Origin of the sequence: Corallococcus sp. CA049B (assembly GCF_003611685.1) — a bacterium.
GTDB lineage: Bacteria > Myxococcota > Myxococcia > Myxococcales > Myxococcaceae > Corallococcus > Corallococcus coralloides.
The window spans coordinates 19,927-38,367 of record NZ_RAWC01000041.1; the positions used below are offsets into that span (position 1 = coordinate 19,927).

General features: G+C 71.5%; 18 protein-coding genes. 4 read left to right on the forward strand and 14 right to left on the reverse strand.

The genetic code is table 11. The features are described 5' to 3' along the window. Positions 1-15: 15 nt before the first annotated feature. On the reverse strand, positions 16-360 hold the full coding sequence (locus D7W82_RS12460; protein WP_120618549.1) for an antibiotic biosynthesis monooxygenase: 345 nt from the start codon (positions 358-360) through the stop codon (positions 16-18). Then, complete coding sequence (locus D7W82_RS12465) at positions 357-1,478, reverse strand: cytochrome P450 (protein WP_120618550.1); 1,122 nt, start codon at positions 1,476-1,478, stop codon at positions 357-359. Before D7W82_RS12465 ends, D7W82_RS12460 begins: the two co-directional genes overlap by 4 nt. Positions 1,479-1,541: 63 nt before the next feature. On the opposite strand from D7W82_RS12465, the gene D7W82_RS12470 reads away from it, so the two are divergent. Beyond that, a complete protein-coding gene (locus tag D7W82_RS12470; RefSeq protein ID WP_120618551.1) occupies positions 1,542-2,225 on the forward strand; it encodes a helix-turn-helix transcriptional regulator in 684 nt (227 codons plus the stop codon). Here the strand turns inward: D7W82_RS12470 and proC are convergent. Together proC and D7W82_RS12480 are read right to left on the reverse strand one after the other, a co-directional pair. Further along, on the reverse strand, positions 2,207-3,058 hold the full coding sequence (gene proC, locus D7W82_RS12475) for a pyrroline-5-carboxylate reductase (protein WP_120618552.1): 852 nt from the start codon (positions 3,056-3,058) through the stop codon (positions 2,207-2,209). The two genes, D7W82_RS12470 and proC, sit on opposite strands and share 19 nt — an antisense overlap. Before the next feature lie 751 nt (positions 3,059-3,809). After that, positions 3,810-4,586, reverse strand: a complete 777-nt coding sequence (locus D7W82_RS12480; protein WP_120618553.1) for a YdiY family protein — start codon at positions 4,584-4,586, stop codon at positions 3,810-3,812. 142 nt (positions 4,587-4,728) lie between these two features. On the opposite strand from D7W82_RS12480, the gene D7W82_RS12485 reads away from it, so the two are divergent. Beyond that, positions 4,729-5,616, forward strand: a complete 888-nt coding sequence (locus tag D7W82_RS12485) for a PhzF family phenazine biosynthesis protein (protein ID WP_120618554.1) — start codon at positions 4,729-4,731, stop codon at positions 5,614-5,616. Between the two features lie 155 nt (positions 5,617-5,771). Beyond that, complete coding sequence (locus tag D7W82_RS12490) at positions 5,772-6,437, forward strand: Hsp20/alpha crystallin family protein (protein WP_120618555.1); 666 nt, start codon at positions 5,772-5,774, stop codon at positions 6,435-6,437. A 16-nt stretch (positions 6,438-6,453) separates the two neighbouring features. On the opposite strand, the gene D7W82_RS12495 is transcribed toward D7W82_RS12490, so the two are convergent. From D7W82_RS12495 to D7W82_RS40920, 3 genes are read right to left on the reverse strand one after another with little or no spacing between them, the layout of a single operon-like run. Further along, positions 6,454-7,149, reverse strand: coding sequence for a hypothetical protein (locus tag D7W82_RS12495; RefSeq protein WP_120618556.1), 696 nt, complete (start codon positions 7,147-7,149; stop codon positions 6,454-6,456). Next, positions 7,146-7,811 carry a hypothetical protein gene (locus D7W82_RS12500; RefSeq protein WP_120618557.1) on the reverse strand — a complete coding sequence of 222 codons (666 nt, stop codon included), beginning with the start codon at positions 7,809-7,811 and terminating at the stop codon, positions 7,146-7,148. The genes D7W82_RS12495 and D7W82_RS12500 overlap by 4 nt, the downstream gene beginning before the upstream one ends. Further along, the gene (locus D7W82_RS40920) at positions 7,808-8,485 is read right to left on the reverse strand and encodes a Fic family protein (protein WP_199727735.1); all 678 of its coding nucleotides are present in this window, start codon (positions 8,483-8,485) and stop codon (positions 7,808-7,810) included. The genes D7W82_RS12500 and D7W82_RS40920 overlap by 4 nt, the downstream gene beginning before the upstream one ends. A 158-nt stretch (positions 8,486-8,643) precedes the next feature. On the opposite strand from D7W82_RS40920, the gene D7W82_RS12510 reads away from it, so the two are divergent. After that, positions 8,644-9,564: a diacylglycerol kinase family protein gene (locus D7W82_RS12510; protein ID WP_120618558.1), complete on the forward strand. Its 921-nt coding sequence runs from the start codon at positions 8,644-8,646 to the stop codon at positions 9,562-9,564. On the opposite strand, the gene D7W82_RS12515 is transcribed toward D7W82_RS12510, so the two are convergent. The 7 genes from D7W82_RS12515 to D7W82_RS12545 all read right to left on the reverse strand — a co-directional run bounded on the left by D7W82_RS12515 (position 9,554) and on the right by D7W82_RS12545 (position 18,309). Continuing rightward, a complete protein-coding gene (locus tag D7W82_RS12515) occupies positions 9,554-10,447 on the reverse strand; it encodes a protein-glutamate O-methyltransferase CheR (RefSeq protein WP_120618559.1) in 894 nt (297 codons plus the stop codon). The two genes, D7W82_RS12510 and D7W82_RS12515, sit on opposite strands and share 11 nt — an antisense overlap. Continuing rightward, complete coding sequence (gene cheB / locus D7W82_RS12520; RefSeq protein WP_120618560.1) at positions 10,444-11,511, reverse strand: chemotaxis-specific protein-glutamate methyltransferase CheB; 1,068 nt, start codon at positions 11,509-11,511, stop codon at positions 10,444-10,446. The genes D7W82_RS12515 and cheB overlap by 4 nt, the downstream gene beginning before the upstream one ends. 11 nt (positions 11,512-11,522) lie before the next feature. Then, positions 11,523-11,858 carry an antibiotic biosynthesis monooxygenase gene (locus D7W82_RS12525; protein WP_120618561.1) on the reverse strand — a complete coding sequence of 112 codons (336 nt, stop codon included), beginning with the start codon at positions 11,856-11,858 and terminating at the stop codon, positions 11,523-11,525. Positions 11,859-11,880: 22 nt separating this feature from the next. After that, complete coding sequence (locus tag D7W82_RS12530; protein WP_147439300.1) at positions 11,881-13,410, reverse strand: AarF/ABC1/UbiB kinase family protein; 1,530 nt, start codon at positions 13,408-13,410, stop codon at positions 11,881-11,883. 143 nt (positions 13,411-13,553) lie between these two features. After that, on the reverse strand, positions 13,554-15,656 hold the full coding sequence (locus tag D7W82_RS12535; protein WP_120618563.1) for a methyl-accepting chemotaxis protein: 2,103 nt from the start codon (positions 15,654-15,656) through the stop codon (positions 13,554-13,556). Beyond that, complete coding sequence (locus tag D7W82_RS12540; RefSeq protein WP_120618564.1) at positions 15,656-16,144, reverse strand: chemotaxis protein CheW; 489 nt, start codon at positions 16,142-16,144, stop codon at positions 15,656-15,658. Before D7W82_RS12540 ends, D7W82_RS12535 begins: the two co-directional genes overlap by 1 nt. Beyond that, complete coding sequence (locus tag D7W82_RS12545; protein WP_199727736.1) at positions 16,141-18,309, reverse strand: chemotaxis protein CheA; 2,169 nt, start codon at positions 18,307-18,309, stop codon at positions 16,141-16,143. The genes D7W82_RS12540 and D7W82_RS12545 overlap by 4 nt, the downstream gene beginning before the upstream one ends. Between the last annotated feature and the right edge of the window lie 132 nt (positions 18,310-18,441).

Below are 18,441 nucleotides of genomic sequence, written 5' to 3' on the forward strand. Positions count from 1 at the left end.
CGTGCGCAGGCTGCTTCAGCCGTGCACGGTGCGACTGTCAGCGGGCACGGCCGCCCGGTCCGTCAAGCCGTAGTCCCTCACGACGTGCGCCACCCGCAGCCGGTAGTCGCTGAACACGCCTCCCCGGCCTTCGCGCTGGGCTTCACGGTGGGCCTCCAGTCGCCGCCATTCCGCCACCGCTGCCTCGTCTCGCCAGTAGGACAGGGACAGCAGCTTCCCCGGTTCGCTGAGGCTCTGGAACCGCTCGATGGAGATGAAGCCGTCGATGTCCGCCAGCAGGGGCCGCAGCTCCGCGGCGAGGTCCAGGTACCGCTGCCGATGCGACTCGTGTGCCCGGACCTCGAAGATGACAGCAATCATTCCAGTCCTCCCAGGACGCGGGTGTTGGTGGCGGCACGCCAGGTGACGGTGCGCGACAAAGGCGACAGGTCCAGGCCATTCGCGAGCACTCGCTCCGCCGCCGCCGTGGCCATCGTCGTCGCGAGCAAAGACCCAGGACAGGCATGCGAGCCCAGGCCGAAGGTGAAGCTCTTGCGCCCCGCGCGCCGTGGAAGGAAGGCGTCGGGCTGGGGATTCTCCAGGGGATCCCGATTCGCGGCGGCGAGCACGACGACCACGGTCTCACCGGCTTCCAGCGCCTGACCCGCGACGACCGCGGCGGCATGGGTGAAGCGCCGTGTGTTCTGGACCGGGGAATCGTGACGAGCTGCTTCCTGGACCACGTCGTCCATCGTGCAGGTACCCCGTGAGAGCTGTTCACGCAGCTCGGGCATGCGAGCGAAGGCCCGCAGCGTCGCGCCCAGAAGACCGGCCGTCGCTTCATACGCCTGGGTGAGCAGGCCCACGGTGTTGGGAACGAGCAGGTCCTCCGGGCCGTGGCCTTCCATCAGCCGGGCCGTGAACGCGGTCCTCGCCGTGGACCGGAAACAGGCCGCCACGCGTTCGTGCAGCCTCGCCGCCCCCTTGCTGCCAGCAGGGGACCCGGCGACCGAGCGGACATAGGCATCCACATCCCGCACGCTCGCCTCCAGCGTGTCTTCTGGGAAGCCGAGCAGCGACCCCAGCACGAACACGGGAAGCTGGAGGGCGGCGTCCGGCAGCCGTGACAGCGAGGGCGTCGAGAACAACCGTGTCGCCTGGCGGCGGCTCTCCGCTTCGACCTCCCGCAGCGCCAACGGCAGCGCACTTGAAAGTGTCTGCTTCACGGCGGGGTAGGGGCCACCGTCGTTCATCCGCACCAGCCGTCCAAAAAGGGCCCCCGCGGCGGTGCCCGCCAGGTGCGGAGGCACTGGCTCCGACCGTGGCCGGACCCGGCAGTGCTCGCTCGTGAGCACCGCGCGGACGGTGGCCGCATCCGCCGCGATCCATGGCCCGAAGCCGGGGACGCGGTGCAGGCCGCCCCGGGCTCGAAGCTCCGAGTAGTAGGGGTAGGGGTCGGGGTGGGTGACGGCTTGATACGGGTCGGTCGGCGGTGTCATCGGTCCTCGTGGCCGGGCACTCTGCCGCCGTTGCCGTGTCCGTGTGCTAGGAAATGGTTCGTCATGGACCGAACGATGAATGCAGGGCCGGACCTCGCGACGCTGGCCACGGCCGTGGGGGATGCCACGCGGATCCGGATGCTGGAGTTGCTCATGGAGGGCCGGGCGCTCGTCGCGAAGGAGCTCGCGTTCGGTACGGGCGTCAGCCCCGCGACGGCGACCGCGCACCTCCAGCGGTTGGAGCAGGCCCGGCTGGTCCGCGCCACCCGTCAGGGGCGCAACAAGGTGTTCCGGATCGCCACGCCCACCGTGGCGCGGATGGTGGAGGCGCTGATGACCGTGGCGGTCCGGGGCCCCCGAGCGTCAGCGACTCCGGAGCCCCTGAGGGCCGCGCGCTACTGCTACGACCATCTGGCGGGCAGACTTGGCATGGGCATCACCGACGCGCTCCTGCGGGCCGGGCACCTGTCCCTTCGCAAGCGCGCGTTCGCGCTCACCCCGAGCGGCGAGGCGTGGTTCCAGGACTTCGGCATCGACCTGGCGCCCGTGCGCGAACAGCGGCGCCACTTCGCCCACCGGTGCCTGGACTGGAGTGAGCGGCGCGATCACCTCGCGGGGGCGCTGGGCGCGGCGCTCGCGGCCCGGGTGTTCGCATTGGGATGGGTGGAGCGTCAGCCCGACTCACGCGGCCTCATCGTGACGCCTGGAGGCCAGCGGGGGCTCAAGCGTCACTTTGGCGTGCTGTAGGCCGCGGCGTTCGCGTCCGCGCGCTCGCGGGTGCGCTGGATGGCGACGGAGACTGCTTCGCCCACGACGCGAGTCAGACCGTGGGCGTCCATCGCCTTCAGCCCTGCCTCGGTGATGCCTCCCGGGGTCGCGATCTCCGTGATGAGGCGAGGGGTGGTGGCGCCGGGTTCGGCCAGCAGCTTCGCCGCGCCAATGAGCGTTTCCCTGGCGAGCGCCTCCGCTTCCGCCGCGTCCATCCCGTGCGCCATCGCGGCCTGGGCCAGGGTCTCCACGAAGCGGAAGACATAAGCGGGGCCCGTGCCGCACACCCCCGTGCAGACCGTGAGCGCCTCCTCGGTCATCCACATGGGCCGTCCCGTCGCCGCGAAGACGGACTCGGTGGCCAGCCTTGAGGTCTCCGTTGCCCGGGTCCCGGCCGTCAGTGGCGTCACGCCCGCTCCCACGCGCACGGGCGTATGGGGCAGGGCGCGGATGACGGAGACGCAGGAGGGCAGCGCCGCTTCCAGCTGCGCGAGGCGCACGTCCGCGGACAGCGACACCACCGTCTGCCCGGGTTCCAGAGCCGGCGAGATGACCTCCATCAGCTCGCGCAATTGTGCCTGCCGCACCGCCAGCAGGACCACCCCCGCGCCCCGCACCGCCTGCGCGTTGTCCATGAGGACGTTCACGCCGTGCCGGGAGCGCAGCTCCTCTCCGCGCTCGGGCCGGCGCACCGTGACGCGAAGGTCCGAAGGACGCACGTGGCCGGAGCGCAACAGTCCCAGGATGAGCGCTTCAGCGATCTTGCCGCCTCCCAGGAGGACTACGGGAGCAGAGATGGAATGGGACGCCATCGCTAGAGCCTACCCTCAAGCGGGCCGCCAGGAGTTCGCCAACAAGGTCCGCCTTCGAGGGTGCAGCGATGTGGCTCGATTGGATGCAGGAGCGGAGGGCAGGTCGGGCCCGGAACGCTCAGAACCTGTCCGACAGTCGGACAGGATTCGCGGCAAGCAGTCCGAGGCCACGCCAGTCCACCAGGTCAGCGACGTCATGCGTGCGCGAGCGCAAGGTCGTGACACGGGGAGAGGGGCCGCCCGGGTCCGGTTCGCTCAAAACCTGTCCGACAGTCGGACAGCTTTTCGAAGCATGCGGTCCGAGGTCGCGCTGGGCCGTCGGTCGAGCAATGTCATGCGTGCGTGAACTCCAGGGATGGACTCGGACAGAGGCACCCGCCTGGGACGGGTTCCCTCAAAACCTGTCCGACAGTCGGACAGGTTTCAGACACCTGAGGCCCGGGGGCCGCGCTGGCCGACGGACGATGCGGACGGTGGGCCTTCGCGCTCATGTCAGACCCCAGTGGTTGGATGGCCATGCTGGGACGAGGAGGGGACGGGGATGGGGAAAGCGAAGCTGACGCGTCTCTATGACGTTTGTCGGGACACGGCGCACGAGGCGCTGCGGTGGCTTGCTGCGCGGGACCTTGGGGGCCAGTGCCCCAAGAACAATTCTCGCGCTGTGACAGTGGATGCGTCGTCGACGGAGGAGATGCGTCCTCCCGCGCCTTGTTTGCGCGCCCGATGCGTCAACGCGCTGCTTGCCGCCCACTCAAAACTTCACTCCCACCGTGGTGCGCAGCTGCGTGTCCAGGGGCGGCACCGTCGCGGGCGGTGCGCTGTCGTAGGTGAGGTTGAAGCCGATGCCCACCGTGACGCGGGGATTGGGCGTCACCGCGAAGATCGTCTCGTTGAGCACGCGCAGGTCGGAGGGGCGGGTGACTCGCGGCTGGAAGTAGACCGTCTCCACGAGGTCGATGTTCTCCATCAGCTTCACCCGGGCCAGCAGATAGCTGGAGACTCGCGGATCCATGTAGCGGTCCCCCGCGTCCGGCTCGCCGTCCTTGCGCAGCCGCTCGTACTCCAGCATCAGCGCCACCCCGAAGGTGAACCCCAATCGGGTCTCATTGAGCAGGATGAAGCGCGGACCCGCGCCCAGCAGGGCCCGGAACTGGAGCCGGCGGAACTCGTTGTATTCGTGCTGCGCGAAGACCTCGCCCGACACCGTGTCCGTGAACTTTCGCCGGTAGCGCACGTGCTCCAGCACCTGGCTGACGATGCGCTCGCCACTGGCGAACGAATATTCACCCCGGATGACGCCCAGCCAGACGTCTCGCTCGGAGCGCAGCTGGCCCACCAGCGAGCCCCGGATGGCGAACAGCTCCGTGCTGCCCGTGCGCCAGTCGCCCCCGAGTTCGATGGCAGCGGCCGGCCCCGGCTCCGCCTTCTCGTCGAAGAGCGCCTGCACGTTGACGATCTGCGCCGCCGCGCCGCTCGCGTGGAGCAACGCCACCAGCACCACCCACGCACCCGACTTCAGGAGATTCATGCATCTTGCTGTGCCTGCTCGCGCGCTCTCGTTCAACCTTGTTGTGGGGGCTCCGGTGCGTCGGGCCAGCGCTTGACGCCGGCGGTGGCGCGGAGCATGCCTGCGACGTTCCCCTGGCCCTTGCCCTGTCCGGAGTCCGCCCATGCAGGTTCACATCATCGATGCCTTCACCCGCACTGCCGGTGCAGGAAACCGCGCGGGCGTGGTGCTCGACGCTGCGGCGCTGGAGGTCCCCACGATGCAGCGGACCGCCGCGGCCGTCAGCGCGTCGGAGACCGCGTTCCTGCTGTCCCGGCCCGGCGACGCCACCGTGCGCCTGCGCTACTTCACGCCCGTGGACGAGATTCCCTTCTGCGGCCATGCCACGGTGGCCACCTTCCACCTGCTCGCGGAGAAGGGGCTCCTGCGAAGCCCGGGGACGTACACGCTGGAGTGCCCCGGTGGCACGTTCAGCATCGAGCTGGAGCCCCAGGGCACGCGCGGGACTCGGGTGTGGATCACCACGCCCCCGCCGCCCGCGCAGCCCAACCCCGTGGCCCTGGACGCACTGATGGCCACGCTGGGCGGGACCGCGTCGCAGGTGGAGCCGTCGCTGCCGGTCATCCGCCAGGGCCACCGGCTGGTGGTGCCCCTCCGGCGGCTCGCGGACCTGGAGGCCCTGACGCCGCGAGGCGCGGCGATGAACGCGCTGCTGATGCCGCACGGCTTGCGCGGCGTCTACCTCTTCACCCGCGAAGCGAAGGAGGAGGGGAGCGTGGCCCAGGCGCGCTACTTCGTCCCGGGCTTCGGCATCCTGGAGGACCCCGTGACGGGCTCCGCCGCGGGACCGCTCGCGGCCTGGCTCGCCGAGCACGGGAGCCTTCGCCTGCCGGAGCACGGCGGCACGGTGTCGAGCCGCATCGAACAGGGCGACACGCTCGGCAAGCCGGGCCGAATCGACATCCAGGTCACCGGCCGGCCAGGCCACATCGAACGCGCTCGCGTTGGCGGGGTGGCCCTCACCGTGATGGACGCCACGCTGCTCGCGTAGCGGGGCGCCCGTGAATGCCAGACCGCGGGGCCGGGCCCCCTTGATGGCCCCGCCGCGCGCCTCCAGGTTTGGGGTTGGGATGATCCCATCCCCGCTTGAGTGACCGGTGCGGTCCGGCGGCCGGGGGCCAGCCGGCTCCACCGGGGGAGGACGTCATGGCAACCGACAACAGGAACGCAGGCGCGCAGGGGGAGCCCTCCTCGCCCGCCGTGAAGAACGCCCAGGCCGGTGCGCCGGGCGCCACCTCGCAGGGGCAGGAGCCCAGGACGGGCGCTGGCATCAGCCGCCGCGAGTCCCCGGCCCCCGCCATCGGGAGGGAAGCCGCGCCCGTGAGCCCGTTCGGGCTGCTGCGTCGCATGATGGAGGACATGGACCAGCTCGTCACCGGCTTCGGAGGCCGGGGCATTGCCGCCCGGAGCGGCGTGCTGGACGAGGGCCTCTGGTCGCCACAGGTGGACGTGCTGGAGCGGAACGGAAGCCTCATCGTGAAGGCAGACCTGCCGGGGATGAAGCAGGAGGACATCTACGTCGAGCTGCAGCCGGACCTGCTCATCATCGAAGGCGAGCGCTCCTTCGAGCTGGAAGAGGAGGAGGAGGCCGAAGGCATCTGGAGCCTGGAGCGCAGCACCGGGCTGTTCCGCCGCGCCGTTCCGCTGCCGGAAGGCATCGACACGGAGTCAGTCCAGGCGCACTTCGAGAACGGCGTCCTGGAGGTCTCCCTGAAGCTCCCGGAGGAGCTGCCCCAGGGCAAGCGCATCGAGGTGAAGGGCGGTTCGCGCGAGCAGGCCCGCCGGATGACGCGCGGGAAGCCCATCCACTGAGGGAGGGGCGCCTGCGTCAGTGCGTGTGGCGGCGGCCCTCGTCCTCCACGACGGCCGCCGCCACCTTCTCCGATGAAGCGCGAAGCTCCCACTCGGAAGGCGAGTGCCAGGACTCGAAGGCGAACAGCTTCCGCATCAGCTTCCCGGCCTGATAGCCGGGGCGCAGCTCGATGGCGTCGAACATCCACGACAGCGCCTCGTCCGCGAAGGTGTACCAGGCCTCCTCGCAGCCCGTGGCGTCCATGGTGAGGGTCATCGTGGTGACGATTCCCTCCGCCAGGGCCAGCGTCCGGATGTCATTGTCGTCCGGGCCCGAGGGCAGGTCCCGCTTCAGCGCCTGGAAGTGGGCCTCCAGCTTGAACAGCCATTCACGCGACCGCTCCAGCGCGTCGATGATGAGCTGGATGTTGTATTCCACGCTCATGTCCGGCGTGGGCTTCTGCCGGAAGAAACGGTGACACCAGCAGTAGCCGCCGAAGCTCTCATTGCCCAGATACAGCCCCGTCTCCGTGTACCAGGGCCCCAGGTTCTGGTTGAGCATCCACTGGATGTGTTTCGCCATCGTGTCGTGCTGCTCGTCCGTGAGCTTGCGCGTCCCCGGGGGCACGCGCGGCGCCAGGTATTCACGCAGCATCCGGATGAGCTTCTCCGGGTCATACCCCTCCAGGCTGTCGCGGATGAGCCGCCAGTGCCCCAGGGCTGGCCGGCTCATACGGCCACCTCCGCCACCCGCGCCGCCGCCTCACGGAGCACCTCCGGGGGAGGCGAGATCCAGGACGTGAAGACGAAGGCCGTGTCCAACTGCTCCAGCGTGGCCTCCGACAAGGGCAGCCCCATCGCCTCGATGCACCACGTCATGGCGTCCTGCGCGACCTGGTACCAGGTCTCCTCGCAAGACGTCGTCTCCGCCGTCAGGTCCACGGTCCGCACCAGCCCTTCCGCGAGCGCCTGCGCCCGGAGAGCCTTGTCGTCAGCCGCCAGCTCCAGCTGACGGCGCGAGGCCTGATACACGCCGTCCAGCGCGTACAGGAACGAACGGATCCGCTCCAGCGCGTCCAGCATGAGCTGGATGTTCTCATCCACATCCAAGGTCCGATGCGGCGGGTTCTGGTTGAAGAACGAGTGGCACCAGCAATAGCCCCCCAGCACTTCATTGCCCAGGGGCAGGCCGCTCTCGATGTACCAGGGACCCAGCTCGGCCTGGAGCAGGTCCTGCACGGCGTTCTTCGCCTGCTTGAGCCGGCTGGTGTGGATGCTTCCGGTCCGCAGGGGGGCCAGGGCCTCCCTCAGCCGGGACGCCAGCGATTGAGGTGAGTAGGCATCCAGGCTGTCGCGGATGCGGCGCCACGTGAAAGCCGAAGCGTTGCTGCTCATTCAGGCACCTCGTTGCGGCACGGGGCGTCCGGCCCCGCGAGGGTCCGGGCCAGCAGCCTCGCCAACCGCGTGTAGTTCACCGCGTCTCCCGGCCGCTTGGGCCACAGCACCACAGGCGCCAGCGGTGGCGTGGGCAGCCGGCCCCGGCGCAGCATGTACTCCAGCCACAGCCGCGCCGCGCGGGCGTTGCCGTCCGGGAAGGGGTGGAAGAAACACAGGTCCAGGTACAACCGCGTGGCATGTGCCACCGGGTGACGCTCTTCCCGTGCGTCCGCTTCCACCTTGTCGCGGAAGGCCGCCTCCAGGCCGGGCGCGTGCGCATAGCGGTGCGCGCCACCCCACGCGAAGGCGTCCCCGGTGCGGAAGCCCGTGGGCCCGCCCAGCAGCTCCGACTGGACCTCCACCATCCGGGCGAAGGTCAGCGGCTCGCCCGCGTCCGCGAGCCGCCGCACCCGGGCCAGGGCCCGCTCGAAGCGCTCCGTCCGCGCCAGCCCCCAGGCTTCATGGGCCGGTGCGTCATGGCGGTGCAGGAAGTCCTCCTGGGCCCCTGTCTCCCGGAAGGGCTGCCGCGCCGCCGCCACCAGGTCCGCCCGGAGCGAGGGCAGCGCCCAGTCCAGGGCGCGCGTGGCCTCCCGGTGAGGCTCGAGCTGCTCGGTGGGGGACGGGGCTTTCACTCGGGGTCCGGGACGAAAACAGGGGGCGGAGAGCCCAGCATGGACGGGGCCGGGTGACAAACACCCCGGGCGATGAGGCCCTCCCGTGGGTCACGGAGTGGAGCCTTGGCTCACAATTGCGTAAACAGGCCGTTCTGGCAGCAGGGAGAAGGCACTGAATGAAGACGTTCCTCGTGGTCAACCCGCGCAGCGCCAACGGGCAGACGGGGAAGCGATGGGTGGAGATCTCCGCGCAGGTGGGCAAGGTGCTCGGTGACTTCGGGTCCGGCTTCACCAGCGGCGGCATGGATGCGGCGCGTCTTGCGCGGCAGGCCATTGACGACGGTTATGAGTGCATCGTCGCGGTGGGCGGCGACGGCACGCTCAACGAGGTCACCAACGGCTTCTTCCGCGACGGACAGGTCATCAACCCCCAGGCCACGCTGGGCCTGCTGCCCCGAGGCACGGGCGGCGACTTCCGCCGCACCTTCGGGTGGGACCTGGAGCTGACGTCCGCGCTGGAGCGGCTGCGCACGGAGAAGACCGAGCCCTTCGACGTGGGGCGGCTGGAGTTCACCGGCAACGACGGCAAGCCGGCCACGCGCTTCTTCGCCAACATCGCCTCGTTCGGCGTGAGCGCGGTGGTGGCCCGCGAGGTGAACCAGGGCAGCAAGGCGCTGGGCGGCAACCTGAGCTTCATGTGGGGCACCGTGAAGGGCCTCATCAAGTACCAGGAGCAGCAGGTGCGCCTCACGGTGGACGGCGGCGAGCCGGAGGTGGTGAGCGTCACCGCGGTGGCCGTGGCCAACGGCCGCTACTTCGGCAGCGGCATGTTCGTGGCGCCGGAGGCGGTGACGCACGACGGCCTCTTCGACGTCACCATCTGGTCCAACTACGGCCTGTCCGACTTCGTCCTCAAGTCCAAGGGCGTCTACAACGGCGACCACGTCACCTGGAAGGGCACGCGCCGGCTGCGCTGCCGCACGATCCACGCGGAGCCGCTGACGGGCGACGTGTTCCTGGACGTGGACGGCGAGACGCCGGGTCGGCTGCCCTGCACCATGACGCTGTTGCCGGGCGCCATCCGCCTCAAGGTGTAGCGCCGGAGCGGGGAGGGCGCCGCGCGTCCTCCACGGGCACGCTGACGCCAGACGCGGCGGGCGTGGGGCGGTACCAGCTCGTCTGTCCAATCAGGTGCCGCGTGAAGCCGTCCTCCACCAGGGGCGAGGCCTCCGCGGCGCCCAGCACCAGGTAGCCGTCCGCGTGGAGCATCCGCCGCACGCGGGCGAGCACCGCGCGCCGGGTGGGCGCGTCCCAGTAGATCATCACGTTGCGCAGGAAGACGAGGTCCACGGGCGCTTCCCGCGGGACGTCGTCCATCAGGTTGAGCGGCCGGAACTCCACCGGCTTGCGCACCTGTTCGCTCAGCCGCCACCCGTCGCGCTCCTGGTGGAAGTAGCGCTGGCGCAGCTGGGGCGTCAGGCCCCGGTGGATCTCCTTCGCGTCGTAGCGGGCCTCGCAGGCGCGGACGATGGCGCGGGTGGAGAAGTCCGTGGCGAGGATGCGCACCGTCCATCCGGTGATGAGCAGCCCGGCCTCGGCCAGCGTCATCGCGACGCTGTAGGGCTCCTGACCGTAGGCGCACGCCGCGCACCAGATGCGCAGGGTCCTCGTGCGGACGCGCTTCGCCAGCAGGCCCGGCAGGACGGTGGTGCGCAGGGCCTCGAAGACGGGCGCGTCGCGGAAGAAGGCCGTCTCGTGGTTGGCCAGCGCCTCCGCCAGGCGCTGGTGCAGCGGACTGCCCTCCGGCTGCGAGCGCAACCGCGCGACCAGGGCGGAGAGGCCCGGCAGCCGCTCCTCGCGCATGAGGGGCGTGAGCCGAGTCTCCACCAGCGCGTACGTGTCGGGCTCCAGCACGAGCCCGGAGCGGCGCAGCACGCGCTGCCGCAAGTAGGCGAAGTCGTCGGGAAGCAGGGACATCATCCAGTCCTCCGTCCGCGCGCATCCACGCGCCGCGCCAGCTCCAACGCCAGCGCCTCCAGGGGCACCACGGCATCCGCGAGCCCCGCCTGCTCCACCGCGCCCGGCATGCTGCCGACGACGCAGCTGGCCTGGTCCTGCACCACCACCTGTCCGCCTGCCTCGCTCACCCGCCGGCAGCCGCGCAGCCCGTCCTGGCCCATGCCGGTGAGCACCACCGCCAGCACCCCCGCGCCGTACACCTCCGCCGCGGAGCGGAAGAGCAGGTCCACCGCCGGACGGCACGCGTTCTCCGCGGGCCCCTGGTGCGTGAGCAGCCGCACGCCCATCGCATCCCGGCGCACGGCCAGGTGGAAGTCGCCGGGAGCGACCCACACCTCGCCCGCCTGCACGGAGGCGCCCGTCAGCGCCTCGCGCACGGTGAGCGGCGTCACGCCCTGCAACCGCTCCGCGAGCAGCCGGGTGAAGAGGGGCGGCATGTGCTGCACGATGAACACCGGCACCGGCAGGTCCGCGGGCAGCCCGGACACCAGGCGCGCCAGCGCGCCCGGGCCCCCGGTGGACGCGCCGATGACGATGGCCTCCACCCGCGCGGGCGACCTCGGCCGGGCCAGGGGCTCGCGTGGCACCGGGGCCAGCGACGGCGGAGCGGACGGCGCGCGCACGTTCAGCGCCTTGAGCTTGCGCACCAGCTCGTCCCGCACGGCCTCCACGGTGATGTTCATCCCGCCCGCGGACGTGGGCTTCGTCACGTAGTCGCGGGCCCCCAGCGCGAGCGCCTCCAGGGTCAGCACGCCCGCGCGTTCGGTGAGCGCGCTGAACATCACCACGGGCAATTCCGGGGCCCGCTGGCGCAGGAGCTTCAGCGTCTCCAGCCCGTCCAGCTCCGGCATCTCCAGGTCCAACAGCACCACGTCCGGCTGGAACTGCTCCACCTTCGCCAGGGCGATGCGGCCATTGGCCGCGGTGGCGACGACCTCCAGGCCCGGGGCCGCGCCCAGGAGCAGCGACACCTGGCGCCGCACCACGGCCGCGTCGTCCACCACCAGGACCCGGATGGCGTTCATTCGCACCTGCTTCACCGCGCCGCGTGCGCGACCGGGCAGCGGCCCAGGGGGGCACCGGAGGCCCTCTCGCCGTACACCTCGTGGCGCGGCCGGCTCGCGAGGATGGCGCTGGCGCCCCAGTCCGTCACGCGGTGGAAGGCCTCGGACGCGATGAAGGCGTCGAAGCCCTCGCGGCTGTGCCACTCGGAGACGATGAGGTAGCGCCCCGGCGCTCCCACGCTCTTGAACAGCTCCGTGTGCGCGTGCGCCGGCAGCTTGCGCATCGCCTCCAGCACGAGCGCGAACTTCCGCTCGAAGGCTTCCGCCTTGCCCTCACGCACTTCGTAGTTCATGCCGATGGTGACCATCCGTCACCTCCTTGTCCGTGTGTCATTCGAGCCAGACCCGGACACGCCGGGGGCCCTCGTCCAGGTGGAACAGCTCCGACGGCCGCAGCCCCGCCGCGACCGCCGCGATCCCCATGGCCGCCGCATCCAAGCCCCGCGCCGCCAGCTTGCGAGGCAGGTCCTCCGGGAGCAGGTCCTCCAGGTGCGCCGCCACGTCCGCGCGGAAGGTCAGCGCGACGCGCGTGTGCCCTCGCTCCGTCACCAGGACCTTCAGGTAGCGCGCGGCGCCCTCCACGCGCGCCTCCGGTGGCGAAGGCGGAGGCGGCAGCGACGGGGCGCGGGCCTCGTCCAGGAGCGGCCCCCAGGCGATGGGCACGTCCAGCACGTCCAGGTGGCGCACCAGCCCGTGGAACGCGCGCAGGACGAACAGGAGCGACGCGGGCCCCGCCGCGCGGAAGTTCCAGCGGTGTGGCCCCAGCGCCTCGGTGAGCCGCTCGCCCAGCCGCCAGCGTCGCGCATGGAAGGGACGGTCCAGGAGGAAGGGCTCCAGCAGCACGCGGCTGACGGCGGGCAGCGCCTCCGCCATGGGCTCCAGCAGCTCCGGGGCGAAGCCCAGCATCACCCACGCGGACAGGAGCTGATCCGGGCGCGGCGGCGTGCCCGGACCCTTGAGGAGTGCGAGCAACCGCCCCAGCCCCACGGCCAGCTCCGGCGGCAGCGGCTTCACACAGCCGAAGTCGAGCACGCCCAGCACGGGCTGTCCGTCCTGTCCCCGCGACACGCGGTAGTTGCCCGGGTGCGGATCCGCGTGGAGCGTTCCCCACGTGAAGCAGCCGTGGAGGAACAGCCGTACGAGTGTCGTGGACAGCGCGCGGCGGTCCGCTTCGCTCCAGCGCCAGCCCTCCGCGAGCGACGCGCCGTCCACCCAGGTCATCACCAGCAGGTCTTCCCGAGTGAGCGAGTCCACCGGCACGGGGACGATGACGCCCGGCACGTCCGCCATGCGCGTGCCCGCGTCCCGCAGGGCCTGGGCCTCGTGGCGATAGTCCAGCTCGCCCTGGAGCATGCGGGCCAGCTCGTGGCGGTAGGCGGACAGGTCCAGCTTCCCGCGCCAGCCTCCCAGCGGCGCGGCCAGCCACCCCAGCGCGCGCAGATCATCCCGCACGGCCTCCGCGATGCCCGGGTGCCGCAGCTTCACCGCCACGGCGCGCCCGTCATGCAGCACGCCCCGGTGCACCTGGCCCAGCGACGCGGCGATGCCCACACCCTCCAGCGACTGGAACACCTCCCGCCACGGGCGGCCCAGCCGGCGGGACACCTCCGCCAGCGCGGCCTCCGGCGCGAGCGGGGAGGGCGCCTCCGCGAGCGAACCGAACCCCGGCGTGTCCGCGCCCAGCTCCGCGAGCGTGAGCACCTGGCCCACCTTCTGGGGCAGCCCGCGCATCCCCAACAGCCGCTCGGTCAGCTCCCGCTGTGCTCGCTCCGCGTCCTGGGGCCGGGACACCCGCCGCAGGCGCGTGGAGGCACGGGCCACCTGGCCCAGCGCCCACCACCGCTTCAATCCGGTTCGCACGTGCCGTGGCTCCCTGTGCCTGACGCCGCCCGAGCTACTTCGTCCGCGCCTGCGTGGAGGCACGGGCCACCTGGCCCCGCGCCCACCACCGCTTCAATCCGGTCCGCACGTGCCGTGGCTCCCTGTGCCTGATGCCGTCCGCGCTACTTCGTCCGCGCCGGCTTGTCGGAGGTGTCCACCTGCACGACCAGCCGTTGCAGCGACTGCGCCATGTGGGCCAGCTCCACCGCGGAGCGCTGCGTGCTGCCCGCGCCCTCGGTGGTGCTGCGCGCGGCCTCCGCCACGGCGGCCATGTTCTCGGAGATTTGCTGGCTGCCCTTGGCGGCCTCGCCCACGTTGCGGAGGATCTCCCCCGCGGTGGCCGTCTGCTCCTCGACGGAGGAGGCGATGGACGTCTGCAGCTCGTCGATGCGGCTGATGGTGGCGCCGATCTCCAGGATGGCGTTGACCACCTCCTCGGTGTCGCCCTGGATGGTGCCGATCTTCTGGCCGATGTCCTCCGTGGCGCGGGCCGTCTCGCGCGCCAGCTCCTTCACCTCGTTGGCCACCACCGCGAAGCCCCGGCCCGCCTCACCGGCGCGCGCCGCCTCGATGGTCGCGTTGAGCGCCAGCAGGTTCGTCTGCTGCGCGATGGAGGTGATGACCTTGATGACCTTGCCGATCTCCTGGCTGCTCGTCCCCAGCTTGCCGACGACGTTGGACGTGGAGTCCGCGAGCTTCACCGCGGACGCGGCCACCTTGGCGGCGGTGCTCGCGTTGCGCGCCACCTCGCGGATGTTCGCGTTGACCTCCTCCATGCCGGACGCGACGCTCTGCACGTTGCGGCTGACCTGTTCGGCGCCAGCGGACACCTGCGTGGCCTGCGCCGCGGTCTCCTGTGCGTTGCTCACCAGCTGCTGGCTGACGCTGGACAGCTCCTGCGACGACGCGGCGAGCGTCTGCGAGTGCTGCGTCACCTCCTGGAAGATGCCGCGCAGGGTGGTGTCCAGCTCCTGCTCGCGCTGCTGCACGGCGAGCTTGTCCGTGATCAGCTCCCACGTCACCATGGGGCCCAGGTAGCGGCCCTGGCCGTCGTACACCGCCGTCACCAGCAGGTCCGCGGTCTCCGGGCCAATGGGGATGTTCGCGCGCACCGGCAGGTTCTTGTCGTTGGCCAGGATCTTCCGCTGGTACGCCACGTCCCGGTGGAAGACGTCGATGTGGGAGCCCAGCACCCGGTCCGCGGCGACGGGCAGGTGCTTCTCCACGCGCTGCAACAGCCGGCGCGAGGCGGGGTTCAGGTAGATGATCTTCAGGTCCAGGTCCGCCACCATCACGCAGGTAGGGGCGTTCTCCATCATGGCCCTGAGGCGCGCCAACTCCGTGTCCGTGCGCTGCTGATCCGTGACGTCCGTCCACGTCACCACGTAGCCGGTGAGCGCTCCGCCCCGGCCGGAGATGCCGTCGATGCGCGCCTTGATCAGCGTGGGGCCCACCGCGAAGTGGGCCTCGTGCGGCAGCGCGGAGGGCTCCAGCAGCCGCTCCTCCTCCAGCCGGAGCTGGTGCTCGAAGTGGGCGAGGAAGTCGCCGCCCGCGTCCCCCGCGCCGTCGCGGAGGCCGGACGCCTGGTGGATGCGCTCGATGGCCTCCGACGAGGACGCGTTCGAGAAGACGATGGCCAGGTCCGCGTCCAGGACGAACAGGTTGACGCTCGCCGCGTCCAGCACCGCCTCGCTCAGGGCGCCTTCGAGCGGCGTGGGCGCGCGGCGGCGCGAGGACCGGGCCGCGGGGGCGGACGCGGCGGCGACCCGGCGTCCCTCCGTCCGGGAGGCACGCGCCGGAGCACGCTTCACGGCGGCGGTCCGCGAGGCGGCCTTCGCCACGGGCCTGCTCACGCTGTCGCCCTGCGACGAGCCCACGGCCGCCAGCAGCTCGCGGGCGACGGGGCCCGGCACGTCCAGGTCATCCAGCACGGTGGCCAGGTGTTCGGCGACGCGCCCGAAGTGACGGGGCTTGAGTTCCATGCGCGCGTGCACTTCGCGCATCGACGGGCCCTTGTAGACGCCCGGACCGCCCAGGTGCTGGGTGAGGAACGCGACCATCTGGCGCTGTAGCTGGAGCATGTCCGCGCGGCGGAAGTAGGGCTTGAGCAGCGCGTCCGTCATCACCCGCGCGTAGAGCTTCTGCACGGCGGCCGTCAGGGGGGCCTTGCCGCCCAGGCGCTGGAAGAGGGTGGTTTTCACGGCGGGCGCGGTCGGGCGGGCCATCAGCGGGACTCCTGGGGAAGCAGGGGGAAGGAAGGGGAGGCGGAGGCGCTGGACGCGGGGGAGAGCCCGTCCACCACCGCGTCCGCGGACAACACGAGCAGCAGCCGGTCCGGCAGCGCATGGACACCCAACAGCAGCGAGCGCAGCGGCCCGCCCAGGTTGTCCGGCAGCGGCGCCAGGTCCGACTGCTCGAAGGGGAGGATGTCGCCAATGGCATCCACGCGAAGGCTCACCGCGCCCTCGTCGCCGCGCAGCACGACGTGGGGCGCGTCCGCGGGGGCGGTGCCCTCAGGGAGGTCCAGGCGGCGGCGCAGGTCGATGGCGGGGACGATCTGCCCGCGCAGGTTGAGCAGCCCCGCCACCTCCGGAGGCGCGCCGGGGAGGCGCGTGAGCGGGGGCGGCAGCAGAATCTCCTGCACGCGTTCGATGTCCAGGCCGAACAGGTGGTCACCCACCTGGAACGAGCACAGCTGGCGGGAGCCGCTCATGGCGCACCGCCTGTCAGCAGCTCCGGGTGCACGGCGCGCACGGTGCCCTCCACGTCCAGGAACTCGGTGGCCCGGGCCTGCACCACCATGGAGCCCAGCACGCCCGGGCGGCGCGTCTCCCGCTGGAGCGCGAGCTCCACCTCCGCGACGTCGAGGATGGCGTCCACCACCAGCCCCACGCGCGTGTCCGCGTGCTGGGTGACGACGACGGACAGCGACTCGCCCAGGGCGACCTGAAGGTGTTGCGTGATCCGCTCCGTCGCGCCGGGCCTCGCCTCCAGCACGGACGCCACGCGCACCAGCGGCAGCAGCTGCCCGTGGTAGCGCGCCATCTCCATGCCGCCGCTCAGCCGCTCCACGTCCGACGCGGGCAGCTCCTCCAGCCGGGCCACGCGCGACAGGGGAATGGCCACGCGGCCCTCCGCGCCATTGCGGCACAGCAGCACGCGCTCGCGCGGCTCCTCCGGGGCCGGTGTTTCCGGAGCGGCCTCCGGAATGACGACCTGGGCCTGCGCCTCGGTGACGGTGCCCAGGCGGCGGCCCAGGCCCATGGCGTCCAGGATGAGCGCCACGCGCCCGTCGCCCAGCACCGTCGCCCCCGCGTAGCAGGCCAGCCCCTTCAGGTGCTTCCAGAGCGGCTTGACGACGATCTCCTCCGTGTCGTGGATGGCGTCCACCCACAGCCCGAAGGTGCGCTCACCGGCCTGGAGCACGACGACGGTGGCGCCCTCGTCCAGGTCCGGCAGCGCCGGCCCCACGCCCAGCTCGGCGGCGAGCACCACCAGCGGGAGCAGCTCTCCGCGCAGCCGCAGGACGCACGCTCCTTGGATGCGGGTGATGTCCTTGCGGGCCTGGGCCGGCTCCAGGAACACCACCTCCCGCAGGGAGGCCTGCGGCAGCGCGTAGCGGTCCCCCCGGCAGGTGACGAGCAGCGCCGGGATGATGGCCAGCGTGAGGGGAATCTTCAGGGTGAACGTCGTGCCCTGGCCGGGCCGGCTGTGCACCTCCACGGTGCCGCCGATGCGCTCCACCTGCGAGCGCACCACGTCCATGCCCACGCCCCGGCCGGACAGCGACGTGACGCGCTCCGCGGTGCTGAAGCCCGGCATGAAGATGAGCATCCGCGCGTCCGCGTCCGGCATCCGCGCCGCCTGGTCGGCCGTGAGCAGGCCCCGCTGCACCGCGACCTGCCGCACCCGCTGCACGTCGATGCCCGCGCCGTCGTCGGACATGCCCAGGTGCACGAGCCCGCCTTCATGCGACGCGCTCAGCGTCAGGCACCCCACGGGCGGCTTGCCCGCGGCGCGGCGCTGCTCGGGCGTCTCCACGCCGTGGTCCACGGCGTTGCGCAGGAGGTGGGTGAGCGGATCATGCAGCGCCTCCACCAGCGTCTTGTCCAGCTCCGTGTCCGCGCCCTGCAGCTGCAACCGCACCTGCTTGCCGCACCCGTGCGCCAGCTCGCGCACCAGCCGGGGAAAGCGGTTCCACACCTGGCCCACCGGCTGGAGCCGCGTCTTCATCACCACCTGCTGCACCTGCGTGGTGACGACATCCAGCCGCTGCGACGCGGTGAGCAGGTCCGCGCCCGGCGTGGACGAGGCCCCGCACTGGAGGATGCGGTTGCGCGCCAGCACCAGCTCGCCCATCAGGTTCATCAACCGGTCCAGCAGCGCCACGTCCACGCGCAGCTTGGAGTCCACCCCGGTCGCGGCACCGCGCCAGGGCAGGGCGCCCGGAGGCGTCAGGGGCTCGGACACCTCCTGCGGCGCGGAGCCCGCCGCCGCGCCCGCCATGCGAGCAAGCAGCGCGGAGTGGTCCACCGCGGGCTCCAGCCCCGTCACCTCGATGTGCTCCAGCGTCCCTCGCGCCGCGTCCGCCAGCGCCAGCAGCGTGGACACGCGCTCGCGGTCCAGCACCAGCCGCCGGTCGCGCGCCAGGCAGAGCATCTCCTCGGCGGCGTGCATCAGCGCCTCCAGGCGGCTGAAGCCCAGGAAGCCGCAGGTGCCCTTCACGGTGTGCAGGGCCCGGAATAGCTGCGCCATCAATGGCTGAGCGCCCGGCTGTGCCTCCAGCTCCAGCACCGTCGCCTCGATGCTCTGCACGTGCTCGCGGGACTCGAGGAGGAACTCCCGCATCACGTCGTCCCAGCCCGGAGTGTCACTCACGGACAGGACGCCCTTGGACAAGAGTCCAGACAGACTGTATGTGTTTGATGAGACGGATTTGACTGGCGCTGCCCATGGGCAACGGCCCCCCCGACCCACAAGACTCCGGAGTCGAAATCCCAGCATCCTCCA